The 16,462-nt window shown below is 70.3% G+C and carries 16 protein-coding genes; 7 read left to right on the top strand and 9 right to left on the bottom strand.

What is annotated here, in order from left to right; translation table 11 throughout:
* The first annotated feature begins 70 nt into the window (after positions 1-70).
* From ACZ6SD_RS03055 to ACZ6SD_RS03045, 3 genes are all read left to right on the top strand, one after another.
* Positions 71-673, top strand: coding sequence for a macro domain-containing protein (locus ACZ6SD_RS03055; protein WP_465315199.1), 603 nt, complete (start codon positions 71-73; stop codon positions 671-673).
* Positions 674-849: 176 nt separating this feature from the next.
* Positions 850-1,785, top strand: a complete 936-nt coding sequence (gene coaA, locus ACZ6SD_RS03050; protein ID WP_465315198.1) for a type I pantothenate kinase — start codon at positions 850-852, stop codon at positions 1,783-1,785.
* Positions 1,786-1,791: 6 nt separating this feature from the next.
* A complete protein-coding gene (locus ACZ6SD_RS03045) occupies positions 1,792-2,424 on the top strand; it encodes a response regulator (RefSeq protein ID WP_465315251.1) in 633 nt (210 codons plus the stop codon).
* A gap of 212 nt (positions 2,425-2,636) precedes the next feature.
* Here the strand turns inward: ACZ6SD_RS03045 and ACZ6SD_RS03040 are convergent, their stop codons facing one another.
* From ACZ6SD_RS03040 to ACZ6SD_RS03025, 4 genes are all read right to left on the bottom strand, one after another.
* Positions 2,637-3,764: a GAF domain-containing sensor histidine kinase gene (locus ACZ6SD_RS03040; protein WP_465315250.1), complete on the bottom strand. Its 1,128-nt coding sequence runs from the start codon at positions 3,762-3,764 to the stop codon at positions 2,637-2,639.
* Positions 3,765-3,779: 15 nt separating this feature from the next.
* Complete coding sequence (gene cydD, locus ACZ6SD_RS03035; RefSeq protein WP_465315197.1) at positions 3,780-6,887, bottom strand: thiol reductant ABC exporter subunit CydD; 3,108 nt, start codon at positions 6,885-6,887, stop codon at positions 3,780-3,782.
* Positions 6,888-6,961: 74 nt separating this feature from the next.
* Positions 6,962-7,969: a cytochrome d ubiquinol oxidase subunit II gene (gene cydB / locus ACZ6SD_RS03030; protein ID WP_465315196.1), complete on the bottom strand. Its 1,008-nt coding sequence runs from the start codon at positions 7,967-7,969 to the stop codon at positions 6,962-6,964.
* A gap of 9 nt (positions 7,970-7,978) precedes the next feature.
* A complete protein-coding gene (locus tag ACZ6SD_RS03025; RefSeq protein WP_465315195.1) occupies positions 7,979-9,451 on the bottom strand; it encodes a cytochrome ubiquinol oxidase subunit I in 1,473 nt (490 codons plus the stop codon).
* Positions 9,452-9,774: 323 nt separating this feature from the next.
* Between ACZ6SD_RS03025 and ACZ6SD_RS03020 the strand changes: the two genes are divergently transcribed.
* Positions 9,775-10,374, top strand: coding sequence for a TMEM165/GDT1 family protein (locus tag ACZ6SD_RS03020; RefSeq protein ID WP_465315194.1), 600 nt, complete (start codon positions 9,775-9,777; stop codon positions 10,372-10,374).
* 297 nt (positions 10,375-10,671) lie between these two features.
* Here ACZ6SD_RS03020 and ACZ6SD_RS03015 read toward each other — a convergent pair whose 3' ends face one another.
* Genes ACZ6SD_RS03015 through ACZ6SD_RS03005 form a run of 3 tightly spaced genes read right to left on the bottom strand, consistent with a single transcriptional unit; the run spans position 10,672 to position 13,419 of the window.
* Positions 10,672-11,349, bottom strand: a complete 678-nt coding sequence (locus tag ACZ6SD_RS03015) for an IclR family transcriptional regulator (RefSeq protein ID WP_465315193.1) — start codon at positions 11,347-11,349, stop codon at positions 10,672-10,674.
* A 1-nt stretch (position 11,350) separates the two neighbouring features.
* Complete coding sequence (fahA, locus tag ACZ6SD_RS03010; protein ID WP_465315192.1) at positions 11,351-12,556, bottom strand: fumarylacetoacetase; 1,206 nt, start codon at positions 12,554-12,556, stop codon at positions 11,351-11,353.
* Positions 12,553-13,419 (bottom strand): hypothetical protein, encoded by an 867-nt coding sequence (locus ACZ6SD_RS03005; protein ID WP_465315249.1) that lies wholly within the window; start codon positions 13,417-13,419, stop codon positions 12,553-12,555. Before ACZ6SD_RS03005 ends, fahA begins: the two co-directional genes overlap by 4 nt.
* Before the next feature lie 70 nt (positions 13,420-13,489).
* Here ACZ6SD_RS03005 and ACZ6SD_RS03000 point away from each other — a divergent pair, with 70 nt between their 5' ends.
* Both ACZ6SD_RS03000 and ACZ6SD_RS02995 read left to right on the top strand, forming a co-directional pair.
* Positions 13,490-14,665, top strand: coding sequence for a homogentisate 1,2-dioxygenase (locus tag ACZ6SD_RS03000; protein WP_465315191.1), 1,176 nt, complete (start codon positions 13,490-13,492; stop codon positions 14,663-14,665).
* An 84-nt stretch (positions 14,666-14,749) separates the two neighbouring features.
* Positions 14,750-15,280, top strand: a complete 531-nt coding sequence (locus ACZ6SD_RS02995; RefSeq protein ID WP_465315190.1) for a hypothetical protein — start codon at positions 14,750-14,752, stop codon at positions 15,278-15,280.
* A gap of 110 nt (positions 15,281-15,390) precedes the next feature.
* On the opposite strand, the gene ACZ6SD_RS02990 is transcribed toward ACZ6SD_RS02995, so the two are convergent.
* The gene (locus ACZ6SD_RS02990; RefSeq protein WP_465315189.1) at positions 15,391-15,630 is read right to left on the bottom strand and encodes a hypothetical protein; all 240 of its coding nucleotides are present in this window, start codon (positions 15,628-15,630) and stop codon (positions 15,391-15,393) included.
* Between the two features lie 174 nt (positions 15,631-15,804).
* Between ACZ6SD_RS02990 and ACZ6SD_RS02985 the strand changes: the two genes are divergently transcribed.
* A complete protein-coding gene (locus ACZ6SD_RS02985) occupies positions 15,805-16,074 on the top strand; it encodes a hypothetical protein (RefSeq protein ID WP_465315188.1) in 270 nt (89 codons plus the stop codon).
* A gap of 51 nt (positions 16,075-16,125) precedes the next feature.
* Here ACZ6SD_RS02985 and ACZ6SD_RS02980 read toward each other — a convergent pair whose 3' ends face one another.
* Positions 16,126-16,407: a hypothetical protein gene (locus tag ACZ6SD_RS02980; RefSeq protein ID WP_465315187.1), complete on the bottom strand. Its 282-nt coding sequence runs from the start codon at positions 16,405-16,407 to the stop codon at positions 16,126-16,128.
* Between the last annotated feature and the right edge of the window lie 55 nt (positions 16,408-16,462).

The following is a 16,462-nucleotide window of genomic DNA, read 5'->3' as shown; positions in this document are numbered from 1 at the left end:
GCCCAACGTTGTTCCGTTGATTGCCAAACAACGGTTACCGCCGGTGTCTCCCAGATGCCATGCTGGGAGCGTGACCGCGGATTCGGAGACCGGGACGGCGGCGGTGCCCCGCCGGATATCCGGCACCCCAGACCTGGTCCTGTGCGCGGTGAGCGAGTCGCTCGCCGCGGCCTGGGAGACCGCGGCCGAGGGCAGGCCGGACGTCCGGGTGCACCGAGGGTCGGTGCTGGAGGTGTCCGCGCAGGCCGTGGTGTCCCCGGCGAACTCGTTCGGCTGGATGCGCGGCGGCATCGACGCGGTGTACGCGCGGGCTTTCCCCGGCGCCGAGCAGCGGGTGCGCAGCGCGGTGCTGGCCTACCACGGCGGCGAGTTGCCGGTCGGCGAGGCGCTGATCGTGCCGACCGACGCGGTGGCCCCGGCGTGGTTGATCGTCGCGCCGACGATGCGCGAGCCGTCGCAGATCCTGGCGCACGACACCGTCCACCCGTACCTGGCCGCGAAGGCCGTCTTCCGCCTCTGGCGCGATGGCACCCTGGACGACGGCAGCCCGGTCCGCGCCGCGGTCCACACCATCGCCATGCCCGGGTTGGGCACCGGCGTCGGCCGGGTGCCACCGCAGGTGTGCGCGCGGCAGGTCTCGGTGGCGTGGGACGAGATTTTCCTCGAAAGCTGAGCGCTGATCACCTCGCCGCAGGTCAGCGGGTGTTTCATAAATCAGGCGTTCACCGAAACGTCACGTGCGCCACACCATAGGTCCCCCGATCGGTGTAATCGGTCACAGCGCAAACCTGTGCGGAGCACCTACGTTGACGCTAGGCACGCCCATCACAACTCGGCGAGGAGTCGGACATGGCGCGGGTGCGCGAGCTGAGTCCGTACGTCGAGCTCCGCCGCGAGCAGTGGCGTGAACTGCGCAAGTCGACGCCCCTGCCGCTGACCTTGGACGAGTTGGTGCGGCTGCGCGGCCTGCGCGACCCGGTCGACCTCGAAGAGGTGGTCGACGTCTACCTGCCCCTGTCCCGGTTGATCTCCCTCCAGGTCGCCGCCCGGCAGCGCCTGTACGAGTCGACCACCGAGTTCCTCGGCGAGGACACCCGGGCGGGCCGCAAGGTCCCGTTCGTCATCGGCATCGCGGGCAGCGTCGCGGTCGGCAAGTCCACCACGGCCCGGCTGCTGCGCACCCTGCTGGCCCGCTGGCCCGACCACCCGCACGTCGACCTGGTCACCACCGACGGCTTCCTGTTCCCCAAGGCCGAGCTGCTGCGGCGGGGGCTGATGAGCCGCAAGGGCTTCCCGGAGAGCTACGACCGCCGCGCCCTGCTGCGGTTCGTCTCCGAGGTGAAGTCCGGCGCGGAGGAAGTCCGCGCCCCCGTCTACTCCCACCTCGCCTACGACATCCTCCCCGACGAGGAACAGGTGGTCCGCAGGCCGGACATCCTGATCGTCGAGGGCCTCAACGTCCTGCAGCCCGGCGCCCGGCTGGCGGTGTCCGACCTGTTCGACTTCTCGATCTACGTGGACGCCCACTCCGAGGACATCGAACGCTGGTACGTCGACCGCTTCCTGGCGCTGCGCAACACCGCCTTCGCCGACCCCGCCTCCCACTTCCACCACTACGCCGCCCTCACCGACGCCCAAGCCCAGGCGGAAGCGGTCCGCCTGTGGAAGCAGACCAACGAGCCCAACCTGATCAACAACATTCTCCCCACCCGCCCCCGCGCCACCCTGGTCCTGCGCAAAGGCGCCGACCACCGCATCAGCCGCGTCCGACTCCGTAAGCTCTGACCCGTGATCCGCGTCCTGCTGGTAGACGACCACGAAGTCGTCCGCCGAGGCCTACGAGACCTCCTAGACGGCGAAGACGGCATCGAAGTCACCGCCGAAGCGGGAAGCGTCGCGGAAGCACTCACCCGGGCGAACGCGGTCCCCGTAGACGTAGCCGTAGTGGACGTCCGCCTCCCCGACGGCGACGGCGTGGCCCTGTGCCGCTCCCTGCGGTCCCTGACCCCAGCCCCCCACTGCCTGGTCCTCACCGCGTTCGACGACGAAAACGCCCTGGTAGAAGCCATCATGGCAGGCGCGGCAGGCTACCTGCTCAAACAGGTACGCGGCCAAGACCTGGTGACAGCCGTCCGAGAAGTAGCAGCGGGCAGGTCACTCCTGGACCCAGTCACCACAGCCCGAGTCCTAGACAGAATGCGCCGCACAGCAGAACCCGACGACCTGGCAGGACTAACCGAACGCGAACGAGCAGTACTGGAACTAATAGGCGAGGGACTCTCCAACAGAGAAATCGCCGAACGCCTATTCCTAGCCGAAAAAACAGTCAAAAATTACGTCACCTCAGTACTGGCCAAACTAGGCATGGAACGCCGCACCCAAGCAGTAGCCTGGATAGCCCGCCGCCACCCCCCGCTGACCTGACACCCCACCACCAGCCCGCCTGCCAACCGCAGGCCACGCCCGCCAAGTGCCCGATTGGGTGGAGTGGTTTCTCTGGGGGAGAAGGAAGATCGCTAAGCTGGCTGCGCGCGTGTGAGGCCGAAGGCATCCCACCCGTCTTTCACACGGCGATCTTCCTTCGTAGGGGCCCCAGAGAAACCACTCCACCCAATCGGGCCCCCAATCCACCCGACTCAAGAACGAAGAGGAACCTCCCACACCACAGTAGTCCCACTACGCGGAGAAGACCGAACATCACACCGCCCACCCAACTTCTCCGCACGCTCCCGAAGATTCTTGAGCCCCCGCTGAGTAACCCCCTGAGGAATCCCACACCCATCATCAGCGACGGTCAACCGCAGAACGTCTTTCTCACGCCGAACACGAACAGCGACCCGAAGCGCACCAGCATGCCGAACCACATTCGACAACGCCTCCCGCAACGCCGCCCGAGTGTGATCAGCAACCACCACCGGCACATCCCGAATATCATCAGATAAATCGAACGAAGGCTCAAACCCCAACAGCTCCCGAGCGATACCAATCTCCGCCCGAACCGAATCAGCAAGATCAGCAGGTTCCTCGGGATCAGGATTGCGCAACGTCCGCACAACAGCACGCACATCAGCGATAGCAGCGTCCAACTGGTCCACCGCATCCCCCAACCGAGCCGCATCAGCCTTCGCAAGCTTCTTGGCAGGCCGACGCGCAAGCAGATCCAACTGCATCCCAGCCGCGTACAACCGCTGCACGATGACATCATGCAAGTCGCGGGCAAGCCGCTCACGTTCCTCGTACACGCCAACCCGCTGCCGAGCGTTGGCGCCATCGGCGAGAACCAGAACCAGCCCCGCCTGAGCAGCGAACGCGGTAAGCACCTCCACCGTCCCCCGCATAAACGGCTTCCCGGAACGCCGCCGATACACCGTCAACGCCCCCAGCCGACTCTCCCGAGTGCCGAACGGCGCCGCCGCGAACGGCCCGAACCCGCGCAACTCGGCGGGCACATAAGGCGCGGTCCGCGGATCACTCACCATGTCGTCGGTGACGATGGGAACCCCACCACGGGCGACCCGAGCCGCTGACGACCGCGGCGACAGCACCAGCCCCACCGGGTCGAAGTCGCGGGCGCCGTACGCGGCCTCCACGACGAGCGGCCCGTCCCCGCTGCCGACCATCACCAGCCCCAGGTCGGCCTCGGCAAGCTCGGCCGCCGCGCGCACCACCAAGTCCAGCACCGCGTCCGGGTCGCGCCCGGACAGCGCCGCCGTGGCGATCTCGGTGGACGCGGTGAGGGTCCGCGCGGCAAGAGTGGGATCCATGAGTCGCATCCCAGGTTAGGCCCTCACGCGCGCGGCCTCGCGCACCTCGCCGCCGGACACCACGAGAATCACATCGGCCTCGTCGGCTTCCTCAGCCCGGTGGGTCACGTGCACGACGGTGCGGCCTGCCAGGGTCTCCCGCACCCCGGCGAGGACCCGGCGGGCCGTGGGGATGTCCAAGTGCGCTGTCGGCTCATCGAGCAGCACCAGTTCAGCGTCGGCGAGCAATGCGCGCGCAAGAGCGATCCGTTGGGCCTCGCCTCCCGACACGGCGGTCGCACGCGCGTCCAGATCCAGGTGACCGGCTTCCGCCCGCCTAAGAGCCGCCCGTAGGTCGTCGTCGCTCGCGTGGGGCGCGGCCAGCCGCAGGTTCTCCCGGATCGACGTGCCCACCAGCATCGGCTCCTGTGGACACCAGGCGACAGTCGCGGGCCGGGTCACCGACCCGCGCTCGGCGTCGAGGAACCCCAGCAGCAACGCCATCACCGTGGACTTGCCCGCCCCGGACGGGCCCACGACCGCGACATGCGCGCCCGGCTCGATCCGCACGTCCACGCCCCGCAGCGCGGGCCGATCGGCGCCGGGCCAGCGCACGTCCACCCCGTCGAGCCGCACCTGGGGCCCGATCGCGAACCGCGCCGGGCAGGGCGCCGCGTCGGTGCGGGTGTGGGCGGCGCGCAGGGCGGGCAGATGCGTGACGGCGGGAGGCAGCAGCGCGAGCGCTTCGGCGACCGCGAGCGGCACTAGGGCGACGATCGGCACAAGAACCGGATCGACCCGAGTCGCGGCGAGCGCGGTGGACACGACCGTGGCCATCCCCAGCGCGAGGGTGATCAGAGCCAGCGCCGCGCCCGCCCCGAACGCCTGCCTGCGGGCTCGCGCGACCAGCGCGGCATCGGCGTCGGCCAGCGCCGCGCGCCGAGCGGTGTGCCGACCGAACGCGATGAGGTCGGCAGCCGAGTCGAACAGCGTCAACACTCCGCCCGCGACGGCCCGCCGCCCCGCCGCAAGCGCTTTCGTGGCCCGTTTCTCCACCGCCACGGCGACCAGCGGCGCGCCCACCCCGGCGACCAGCACCGCCACGGCCAGCACCAGCCCGGCGACCGGCAGGATCACCGCCTGGACAACCACCGCCGCAACCGCCACCCCCACCGCGACCAGCGGCGGCACCAGCACGCGCGGGGTCAGGTCGCGCACCGCGTCGACGTCGTCCACGAGCCTGCGCAGCCCTTCTCCCCGGCGCAGACCGAGCGTCCGCGCGGGCCCCAGCCGCACGAGGTCTCCCCACAGCCGCACCCGCGAGCCGGTCGCCGTGCGGAACGCCGCGTCGTGCGTGACCAGCCGCTCGACGTACCGCAGACCGGCGCGCGCGAGCCCGAACGTGCGCACCCCGACGATCGCCACCGACAGCGTCAGCAGCGGCGGCTGCTGCGACGCCCTCGCGATCAGCCAGGCCGACAGCGCCGCCAGCAGCACCCCGCAGGTCAGCGACCCCGCGGCCAGCGCGGCCCCGGCGAGCGTCCGCCCGCTGATCAGGTCACGCAGCCGTCCGGTCCGGGTCACCGCGGTGTCGGCCACCGCCACGGCCGCGCTGGGAGCGCCCACCGGTTCGACTCCCCCGTCGATCCTCCGGTGGGTGGCCAGCAGCACGGCGATCCCCCGATGCGCCGCGCGGTCGACGGCCGCCATCACCAGCGCGGCCGTGGCGGGGTCGAGGGCGGCGGTCGGCTCATCGAGCAGCAGCAGCCGGGTGCCCGGCCGCAGCAGTGCCCGCAGCAGAGCCACCCGCTGCCGCTCCCCCTGGGAGAGTTCATCAATCCTGCGATCCAGCAGTTCACCAATCCGAAGATCAGCCGCTGCCGCCCGCAGTTCTTCGGCGGGCACCGGCCCGATCTCGGCCGCCACGGTGGATTCCGCGAAAACCGGCTTTTGCGGTACCCAGGTGACGATTTGCCGCCAAGTCGACATGTCGATCTCACTCAGCGACACGCCGTCGACCAGCACGTTTCCGTCGGAGGGGGACACGAAGCCGAGCAAGACGCCGAAAAATGTCGACTTACCGCTTCCGCTCGGCGAGTCGAGCCGCACGACCTCCCCCGGCCGCACGACCAGCGACAACCCGTCCGGCGCGAACCCGTCCCGCCGCCGCACCCGCAGCCCCTCGACCCGGATCTCCCCGAACTCCCGCACCGCCCGCCCGCCGGGCACGGGCGCGACCGGGATCTGGGCGACCCGCCGGACCGCCTCCATCCCGTCCTCGCTCGCGTGGTGCGCCGCCCCCGCCGCCCGCAGCGGCAGGTAGCACTCGGGGACGACGATCAGCACGAACAGCCCGACCGCCAGCGACAGGTCTCCCCCGACCAGCCGCACCCCGATCACCACCGCTACCAGCGCCACGGAAAGCGTCGCCACCAGTTCCAGCGCGAACGCCGACGAGAACGCCACCCGCAGCACCCCGAGCGTCCCCCGCCGATGCGCCTCGGACACCGCCCGCACCGTCTCGGCCTGCGCCTCGGCCCGCCGGAACGCGGCCAGCACCGGGAGCGCGCGCACCAGTTCCAGCAGGTTCCCCGACAGCCGCTCGGTCGCCGCGGCGGCCGGTCCGACCCGGTCTTCGGTGTAGCGCCCGATGACGATCGCGAACAGCGGGATCAGCGGCACGGTCAGGGCGACCACGACCGCCGAGGGCCAGTCGACGGCCAGGATCACCGCGCCCACCCCTAACGGCGCCACGACAGCGGTGACCAACGCGGGCAGGTAAGTGCCGAAGTACGCGTCGAGCGCGTCGAGCCCCTTGGTCGCGAGCGCGGTCAGCTCGCCCGGCCCCCGCTCGGCGATCCACTCCGGCCCCAGCGCCAGCGCCCGGTCGAGCAGCACCCCGCGCAGCTCCTCCTTGGCTCCCGCGGCGGCCCGCGCTGCGACGACCTGCGTCGCCCAGCCCAGCAGGGCCCGCACGAGGACCGCCCCGGCGAGGACGGTGAGCGCCCCCGACTGCATCCCCCGCCCGCTCACCACCCCCGCCAGGGCCGAGGCGAGCGCCCACGCCTGGACCACCAGGGCGGCCGCGGTCGTGGTGGCGAGGACGCCGCAGGCGAGCAGCGCCCGGCGCGCCGACGGGGACAACCCCGGCAGCGCGCCGAGCGGCCCCCTCCCGAGCCGACTGGCGGGTCGAGGTCGCTCGGGAGAGTTCACGGGGTTCACGGCACGTGCACCGGCGGGATGTGCGCGGTGCTGACCCGCTTGCGGAACACCCAGTACGTCCAGCCCTGGTAGACCAACACCGCGGGCGTGCCGAACAACGCGACCCAGCTCATGACCTGGAGGGTGTACGGGCTGGACGCGGTGTCGGCCACGGTCAGCGAGAACGCCGGGTCGAGCGTCGAGGGCAGCACGTTCGGGTAGAGCGCGCCGAACAGCGCGACCACCGACGCGGCGATCAGCACGCCCAGCCCGGCGAACGCCTGCCCCTCCCGCCCCAGGGCGAGCCGCTGGAACGCCACCGCGCCCGCCGCCGCGGCCACGCCGACCGCGAGCCAGGTCCACAGCGAGCCGGACTCAAGCTGCACCAAGACCAGCAGCGCGGCCAGCGGCAGCAGCGCCCCCGGCCCGAGCCGCAGCGCCAGCGCGCGGGCCCGGCGCCGGATGTCGCCGTCGGTCTTGAGCGCCAGGAACACCGCGCCGTGCGCCAGCGAGAACCCGGCGACGGCCAGCGCCCCCAGCGCCGCCGCCGGGGTGAACGCGGCGAACGGCGAGCCCACCCGGTTGCCGCCCGCGTCGAGCGGGAGGCCGAACATCATGGTGGCGAGCAGCAGTCCGACGCCGAGCGCGGGCAGCCACGACCCGGTGACGATCACCCGGTCCCAGTTCCGCCGCCAGCGCTCGCTGTCGACCTTGCCGCGGTACTCGAAGGCGACGCCGCGGCCGATCAGCCCGAGCAGCACGACCAGGATCGGCAGGTAGGCCGCGCTCAGCAGGGAGGCGTACCAGCCGGGGAACGCGGCGAAGGTGGCGCCGACCGCGACGATCAGCCAGACCTCGTTGCCGTCCCACACCGGGCCGATGGTGTTGACCATGACGCGGCGTTCGGTGTTGTCCTTGGCCAGCACGGGAAGCAGCATCCCGACGCCGAAGTCGAAGCTCTCCAGGAACAGATAACCCAACCAGAGCAGGGCGATCACGCAGAACCAGACGACCGAGAGTTCCACAGTGGACTCCTAGTAGGCAAACGCGAGCGTGTCGCTCGGCTTGTCGGATTCCGGTTTGTCCGGCGGCATGACCCCGGCCACGCCCGCGCGGGCATAGCGGGCGATGAGGAACACCTCGACCACGGCCAGCGCGGCGTAGACGGCGGTCAGCGCGATCAGCGAGGTCAGCACCTCGCCACTGGTCAGCCCGGAGACGCCGCGCGCGGTGAACATCCACACACCGTCCACACCGGACGGATTGGGTGCGACGACGAACGGCTGCCGCCCCATCTCGGTGAAGATCCAGCCGAAGCTGTTGGCCAGGAACGGTGTCGCGATCCCGGCGAGCGCGAGCCGGGGGAACCACTTGCTTTCCGGGACGCGGCCGCCTCGGGTGAACCACAGGACCGCGACCGACGCGAGCGCGGCCAGCGCCCCGAAGCCGATCATAAACCGGAAGCCCCAGTAGGTGACCGGCAGGTTGGGCACGTAGTCGATCGGCTTGCCGGACAGCTCGCCCAGCCGCTCGTCGACCGGGTAGTTGGCTCCGTAGCGCTCTCGGTACTCCCCGACAAGCTGCTCGATGCCGCGCACCTCGGTGGTGAAGTCGCTATGCGCCAGGAAGGACAGCAGCGCGGGCACGGTGATCGACTTGACGTTCTCACAGTCCGGCCGGGTCACATCGCCCACCGCGAAAACCGAGAACGCGGCGGGCTTCTCGGTATGGCACAGGGCCTCGGCGGCGGCCATCTTCATCGGCTGCTGCTCGAACATCAGCTTGCCCTGCAGGTCCCCGGTGATCGCCAGCGCCGCGAACGACACCACACCGACCCACCCGCCGAGCTTCACCGACGCCCGCCACACCGGCCCGTCGTCGTCACGGCGCCGCCACAGGTGCCAGGCGCCGATGCCGACCAGGAACGCGGCCCCCACCGCGAAACACCCGGCGACGGCGTGCGGCACGGCGCTGAGCGCGGTGTTGTTGCCCAGCACCGCCCAGATCGAGGTCAGCCGAGGCCGCCCGTCGACCAGCTCCACGCCGACCGGGTGCTGCATCCACGAGTTCGCCGCGATGATGAAGTACGCCGAGGCGATCGTGGCCAGGCTGAACGCCCACGCGCACGCCAGATGCGCCCGCTTCGGCAGCCGGTCCCACCCGAAGATCCACAACCCCAGGAACGTGGACTCCACGAAGAACGCGACCAGCCCCTCCATCGCCAGCGGCGCCCCGAACACGTCCCCGACGAACCGGGAGTACTCGCTCCAGGTCATGCCGAACTGGAACTCCTGCACGATCCCGGTCACCACGCCCATGGCGAAGTTGACCAGCAGCAACTTCCCCCAGAACTTGGTCATCCGCAGGTACTTCACGTCCCCCGTGCGCACCCACGCCGTCTGCATCCCGGCGACCAGCACCGACAGGCCGATGGTCAGCGGGACCATCAAAAAGTGGTAGACGGTGGTGATGCCGAACTGCCACCGCGCGAGCTCCAGTACATCCACGCTGCCCAGCCTGTCCTCCCGCGCGCCAAGACAGTAGGTGCCCGGGTCCCGCGCGGACGGGACGTAGGTCCCGTGAGGGGAGACACGTCCACAACGGAGGGATCGGCGGTTAGGATCGACGCAGCCAGAGGGGAGTAGTTCCGACGGCCGCACGTCCGTGGACGGGTGGCCCGGCGAGGACATCGACATACTGACTCGCATGCGAGTCCGGTGCCTCACCCGCTTCCAGGAGCGGGCGAACGAGACCTCCGGCCGGGTTCACTCATGCCCGGTCGGAGAAGACTCGCCTTCCTCCGTCCGGGCCCGGACGTAGAGGATTCACCGTGGGCACAGCCCTGATCGCGTTCGCCAGCGCTTTCGCGTTGGTGTTCGTTGTGGAACTACCGGACAAGACGCTGGTGGCCACTCTCATCCTGACTACCCGCTACCGGGCATGGCCGGTGTTCGTTGGGGTTAGCGCCGCGTTCGCGGTGCAGTGTGTGATCGCTGCGGCGTTTGGTGGGGTGCTTACGCTTTTGCCGGATCAGGTGGTTGCGGGGGTTGTCGCGGTCTTGTTCGCTGTGGGGGCGTTTCTTCTGTTGCGGGAGGGGTTTTCTGAGGCTGAGGACGGTCTGGGCGAAGAAGCCGACGCTCAGCCGGCCGTGCCCTTCGTGCGCGCTGCTTTGACGTCGTTTGGCGTGCTTTTCGCGGCGGAGTGGGGGGATGCGTCGCAGATCGCTACGGCTGGTCTTAGCGCTAAGTATGCGGCGCCGGTGTGGGTTGGTCTTGGTGCTTGGCTGGCTCTGGTGTCGGTCGCTGGTATTGCGGTCCTGGTCGGCAGGAAGATCGCCGAGCGCATCAAGCCACATCTGATCCAACGCGTCGCTGGAGCGGTGTTCGCTGCTTTCGCGTTGGTTGCCGGGTATCAGGCTCTCTTCGCCTGAGCCTTTGGAGTTGGCTCGATGGGGTGGAGTGGTTTCTCTGGGGCCCCTACGAAGGAAGATCGCCGTGTGAAAGACGGGTGGGATGCCTTCGGCCTCACACGCGCGGAGCCAGCTTAGCGATCTTCCTTCTCCCCCAGAGAAACCACTCCACCCCATCGAGCACCTGGCAGCTTCGGGTGCCGCTTGGCAGGAGCGTGGATTCGCTGGGCCGTTCTCGTCGGGCACTTGACCGGGCGGGTGCGGCTGGCAGGGGGCGGGATCGTTGGTTGGTCTGGTCTGTTTTTTTTGGGGGGCGGGTCAGCGTAGGGCGTCTGCTACTAGGAGGGCTGCGGTGACGACCTTGGGGCCTACTGTCTCGCCGTCTAGGGGTTCGAAGGTGACTACGCCGACGCTGGCTCGGAGGCCGGGGACGCCGCGGACGGGGGCTGCTATGCCGTAGGCGCCTGGTTGGAGTTCGCCGACGGTGCCGATCCAGGCGGGGCCTGCGGGGCGTAGGTCGATGGCCTTGCCCGCTGCGCCGCGGTGGAGGCCGTGGCGGGTGCCTACGCGGTAGGCGACGTGGTAGGTGGTCCACGTTGGCTCTACTACGGCTACCGCTTGGGCCTCGTCGCCGTCTGCGACGGTGAGGTGGGCGGTGGCGCCGACCGCTTCGGCGAGTTCGCGGAGGGCGGGGAGGGCGGCGATGCGGAGCTGGGGGGCGACTTTCGCGGCTAGTTGCAGCAGGCCTAGGCCTAGGCGGACCTTTGAGCCTTCCCGCCGCACTAAGCCGCGGGCTTGAAGGGGGACCAAAAGGCGGTAGACCGCGGCTCGGCTGGCGCCGATGGCGGTGGCTAGGTCGCTGATGGTGGGGGCCTCGGTGTCGGCGTCGGCGACGGCTTGGAGCAGGGCGAGGCCGCGGTCCAGGGTCAGCGAGCTTTCCTTGGTGGCGGGCGCGGACGGCCGCGGCGCTGGGCCGGACGAGCGGATGCCCGGCATGTCAGACCGCCGCCACGACGGTTCCCGCGACCTCCGACAGGCCAATCACCGACCCGTCCGGACCGGGTGCGGTGGCGGTGATGACGACCGTGTCACCGTCTTCGAGGAACGTGCGTTGGGCACCGTCGTCTAGGGTGACCGGTTCCTTGCCGCCCCAGCTCAGTTCGAGGAATGAGCCGCGTTGGCGCTTCTCGGGGCCGGAGACGGTGCCGGAGGCGAACAGGTCGCCGGGGCGGACGGTGGCGCCGTTGACGGTCATGTGCGCGAGTTGCTGGGCGCACGAGTACGCCATGCCCGCGAACTCGGGGCGGGTGACGACGGTGCCGTTCCAGGTCACCGTCAAGGTGATGTCCAGGCCCCACGACTGGTCCTCGACCAGGTAGTCCAGCCGGGGGTGGCCGGGGTCGGGCACCGGGACGCGGGCCACCGCGAACGCCTCCAGCGGTGTGATCCAGGCGCCCAGGGAGGTGGCGAACGACTTGCCCAGGTGCGGGCCGAGCGGGGCGTACTCCCAGGACTGGATGTCGCGCGCCGACCAGTCGTTGACCAGCGCGACGCCGAAGATGTGCTCGGCCGCCGCAGCGGTGGGCACCCGGCGGGCGACCGGGCCGCCGCAGACGAAGCCGACTTCGGCCTCGATGTCGAGGCGGGTCGTCGGGCCGAACACCGGCCCCCCGTCGCCCGCGCGCTGCCCGTGCGGGCGGACGACCTCGGTGCCCGAGACGACGACCGTGCCCGACCGGCCGTGGTAGCCGACCGGCAGGTGAGTCCAGTTCGGCAGGAGGGGTTCGCCGTTCGGCCGGAAGATGCGGCCGACGTTCTCCGCGTGGTGGCGCGACGAGTAGAAGTCCACGTAGTCGCCCACGGTGAACGGCAGCCGGGCACGCGTGTCGGCCAACGGCAGCAGTTCGGCGCTGTCCGGCGCGGCGGTAGCGGTGACCAGTTCGCGTACGCGCGCGCGTAGAGCGGACCAGGCAGGTCTACCGGCGGCCAGCAGCGGGTCCAGCGAGTCGGCGGAGACCAGGTCGGCCAGCTCGGAGGTGAACTCGTCGGCGAGGGGCCGCAGCGGGAGGGCGTGGTCGCCCACGCGCACCGCGACGGCCTGCCCGGAAGCCGTGTCCACAACGCCGTAGGGCAGCGTCTGCGGGCCGAACGGGCGGTCGGCGGCGAACTCGGGGTCCTCGATCCAGGAGCGCGGCGCGGTCACAGCAGGCCCAGCCCCTCCAGATCCTCGACAGGCTCCCGCAGCGAGCACGAGCCGTAGGAGCCGAAAACCGCTCGGACGGCGTGCGCCGCCTGGTCCGACAGCGCTGACGCCTCGCTGGCAAGCACCGCGCCGTCCGTCTCGGAGAGCGCGCCGCGCACGTCGCCGCCGGAGAGCAGGCGGGCGGTGGCGACCAGCAGGTTCAGGAACCCGTGGTGGGTGAACCCGGTCTGCTCGTCGGTGTACCGGACCGCGTTGTGCAGCCCGGCGGTGGCCTTGAACGACGCCTCACCGGCGCTGATGACCGCGAGGAAGTCGGCGACCTCGTCCACGCTGGGGAACGCCTCGCGGCTCACCCCGCCGCAGCGGATCTTGGGCCAGCTCCCGTGCTCGACCACCCGGCGGATGCCCTCCAGCCACTCCGGGCCACCGCGGCGCGGCTCGACCACCCGGATGACGTCCTCGGGCACGAACTCGTTGACCCGTTCCAGCCACACGTCGTCCACGTCGGCGGGGGCGGGCATCTCGACCATGCGCAACGCGAGCAGCTCGGCGCGCGACTCCACGATCGACAGGGCCTTGGGCACGCCCCCGAGCCCGGTGTCGGTCACCAGCGACAGCGCCACCGGCTTGGCGGGCTTCGCCTTCACCAACTCGGTGATCAGCTCGGGCAGCCGGGACGCCTGGCACAGGAACACGCCCAGCACGCCCGCGTGCTCGCCGTCCCGTCCCGCGAGGTGCAGGCGGACCGCGTCGGGCATGGCTGCGTTGCCCGGTGGGAAGAGAGCGGCGTCGTCGACAAACCGCGCGAACAGCGGCGGGATGCCTCTTGGACCGGGCGCTGGGAGAGGAACGGCGCTTGACACGGCTGACACGCTAGTAGCGTATCGGCTACTGAACAAAGATGTCCGTTATCCGGACTTTTTTGGAGGAGTCATGCCGCACTACCGCCGCGTCGGGGAGATCCCCCGAAAGAGGCACACCCAGTTCCGCTCACCGGACGGTTCGCTCTACGCCGAAGAGCTCATGGGCGTCGAGGGCTTCTCCTCGGATTCGGCGCTGCTCTACCACCGGCACCTGCCGACCGCGATCGTGAACGCCGAGGTAGTCGAGGATTTCCGCGGCGCGCTGACGCCAAACCACCCGCTCAAGCCCCGGCACCTGCGCACCCAGGACCTCAAGTGGTCCGCCGACGCCGACGCGGTGACCGGGCGGCGGACTCTCCTGGGCAATGCGGACGTCGTGATCGGCTTCACTGTCGCCACCCAGCCCAGTCCGCTCTACCGGAACGCGGTAGGCGACGAGCTGTTCTATGTGCAGGGCGGTAGCGGCACTGTGGAGACCGTCTATGGCGCCCTGCGGGTCGCTGACGGCGACTACGTCGTCATCCCGACCTCGACCACCTACCGCGTCGTCCCGGACGGCGAGATGCGGCTCTACGTCGTAGAGGCGTCCGGTCACATCGGCCCGCCGCGGCGCTACCTGTCGACCAAGGGGCAGTTCCTGGAGCACTCGCCCTACTGCGAGCGCGACCAGCGCGGCCCCAGCGAGCCGCTGCTCGCCGATGGCGAGGATGTCGACGTCCTGGTCCGCCACCGCGCGGGCCTGACCCGGCTCACGTACGCCAATCACCCGTTCGACGTGGTGGGCTGGGACGGCTGCCTGTACCCGTGGGCGTTCCACATCGGCGACTTCGAGCCGATCACCGGCCGGGTGCACCAGCCGCCGCCGGTGCACCAGACCTTCGAGGGCCCGAACTTCGTGGTGTGCTCGTTCGTGCCGCGCAAGGTCGACTACCACCCCGAGTCGATTCCGGTGCCCTACAACCACGCCAATGTCGACTCCGACGAGTTGATGTTCTACGTGGGCGGCGACTACGAGGCGCGCAAGGGTTCCGGCATCGGCATCGGCTCCCTTTCCTTGCACCCGTCCGGTTTCACCCACGGCCCGCAGCCGGGCGCGGCCGAGGCGTCGATCGGCGTGGATTATTTCAACGAAACGGCCGTCATGGTGGACACTTTCCGGCCGCTCGAACTCGGTACGGCCGCTGGTGAATGCGAAGATTCCCGTTACGCGTGGTCATGGAGCAGGCGCGGTCCGAACTGGGACTGAATGGTTGCGCGCGAAGTCTGATCAACGCGCCTTTTCGCCCGCATAATGACGGTCTCGTCGGCGGAGCTTGGAGGGCACCGGCACATGTCCTACGCGAAGGAACTGGCGGACCCGTGGGGCCTGCTGCTGGCGGTGAGCGCCGCCGCGGTCGCCGGGGCGATCAACCTGCCCGCCGCGGCCGTCATCGCCGTGGGCGCCGCGGTGCTCTGCGGCCGCGCGGTGATCATGGTCTGGGCGCGCGCCAACGCCGAGCCCGCGGCGGAGACCGTCCCGGAGCAGATGTGGCTGGACCGCGCGGTCACCGCGGAGGCCGACTTCCACACCGCATCGACCGCACTGACCGCGGACTCCTTATCCGACTGGCTCGCGGACATGGCCACCGGCATAGAGGACGCCGTCAACACTCTGCACGCCCTCGCGGCCCGGGCCGACGAGCACCCCGAGGTCTTGGCCCACCTGGAATACGGCGCACTGGCCCTGGAAGACCTGGTGTCCCGCGTCGAGAACCTGGCGGACGCGGACCCGGACGTCCTCGCCGACCTGGCCGACTACCTCGACGTCATCCGCCGCACCGTCGCCGAGACCGAGGAAACCACCCGCCCGACCGTCGGCTGACTACCGCCCCCGGAGACGCGGCGGGGGGCGCCCGAATGCTCGGACGCCCCCTGAATGCTGCCGCTTGACGATCAAGGCGCCCGGAGGTGGGGTTGCGGGCCACCACCGGACTAACCCTGTCCGCCTCGCCGGGCCGCCTCGATGGCGACGACCGCGACGACAAGCTGTCCCGCGACGACCGCCACGCCGCCCCAAGCGGGGAAGCCTGACGGAAGCGCGCTGAGCGTCAGCACAGGACCCCGTGCCGCGCCCACCGCCGCGACGACCACGACGAGTGCGCGCAGGAACCCGCCGGTCTGCGCGGCGGGCACTTCCCAGGCCACCCGCAGGTCGGCTTTCTCGATCGTCACCCGCGCCGCGTGACTGGGTTCCTCCGGGTCCTTCGGTGAATCGTCCTGTCCGTGGCGCTCCGGACTCGGTGCTGGGGACCCATGGGAACCCCCCTTTCCACCCGAGACGAGCGACGCGGGCGCGCCACTCGTCTCGGGCAACCCCCGCAGTGCGCACAGGCAGAGGAACGGGAGGTGGACCAGCAGATGAGCCGGGAGACGAGCGAGGCGTCGGACACCGAGAAGGTCGCGCGGCCGGGCGCCGTCGAGCGGCTGAACGTGGCCCTGGTCGCCGAGGCCGCCGACGCGGTGGCGAAGTTGCAGGAGCGCACCGGGCTCAAGAAGGTCGACCTGGTCAACCGGGCGCTGTCGATCTACGAGTTCATCGACGCCGAACTCCGGGCGGGCAACAAGGTGATCATCCGCGACCCGGACGGCGTCGACCAGATCGTGAAAATCTTTTAGAAAAAGAAAATGCCGGGACGGCACCGCGTCCCGGCATTTCTTAGAGCACGGTCAGGCGTCGCCCTTCACGTCCGCGAGGCGGCACGCCTCGTCGACGGTCGCGGCGTCGGGGAGGATGTCGGCGAGCAGCTTCACGCACTCGTCGTAGCGGCCGTCGCCGCCCAGGGCGCAGGCCACGATGATCTGGTCGGTGTGCAGACCGTGGCCGCCGAGGTGCCTGATGCACTGGTCGGGAGTGGCCTGGGCCGGAGCGGCGAGGGCGACGGGGGCAACCGTCGCCGCCAGAGCGATCATCGCGGTCACCGCGGCGCGGCGAGCGAATCGGGAAATCATTGCTGTCCTCTCGACATTGTTGTGGAACCCGGCCGGTTTCCACGGCAGGCGAGCC

It is taken from the genome of Actinokineospora sp. NPDC051303 (genome assembly GCF_055586285.1).
Note: the sequence above shows the minus strand (reverse complement) of the source record. Positions and strands in the feature narration are given on the sequence as shown.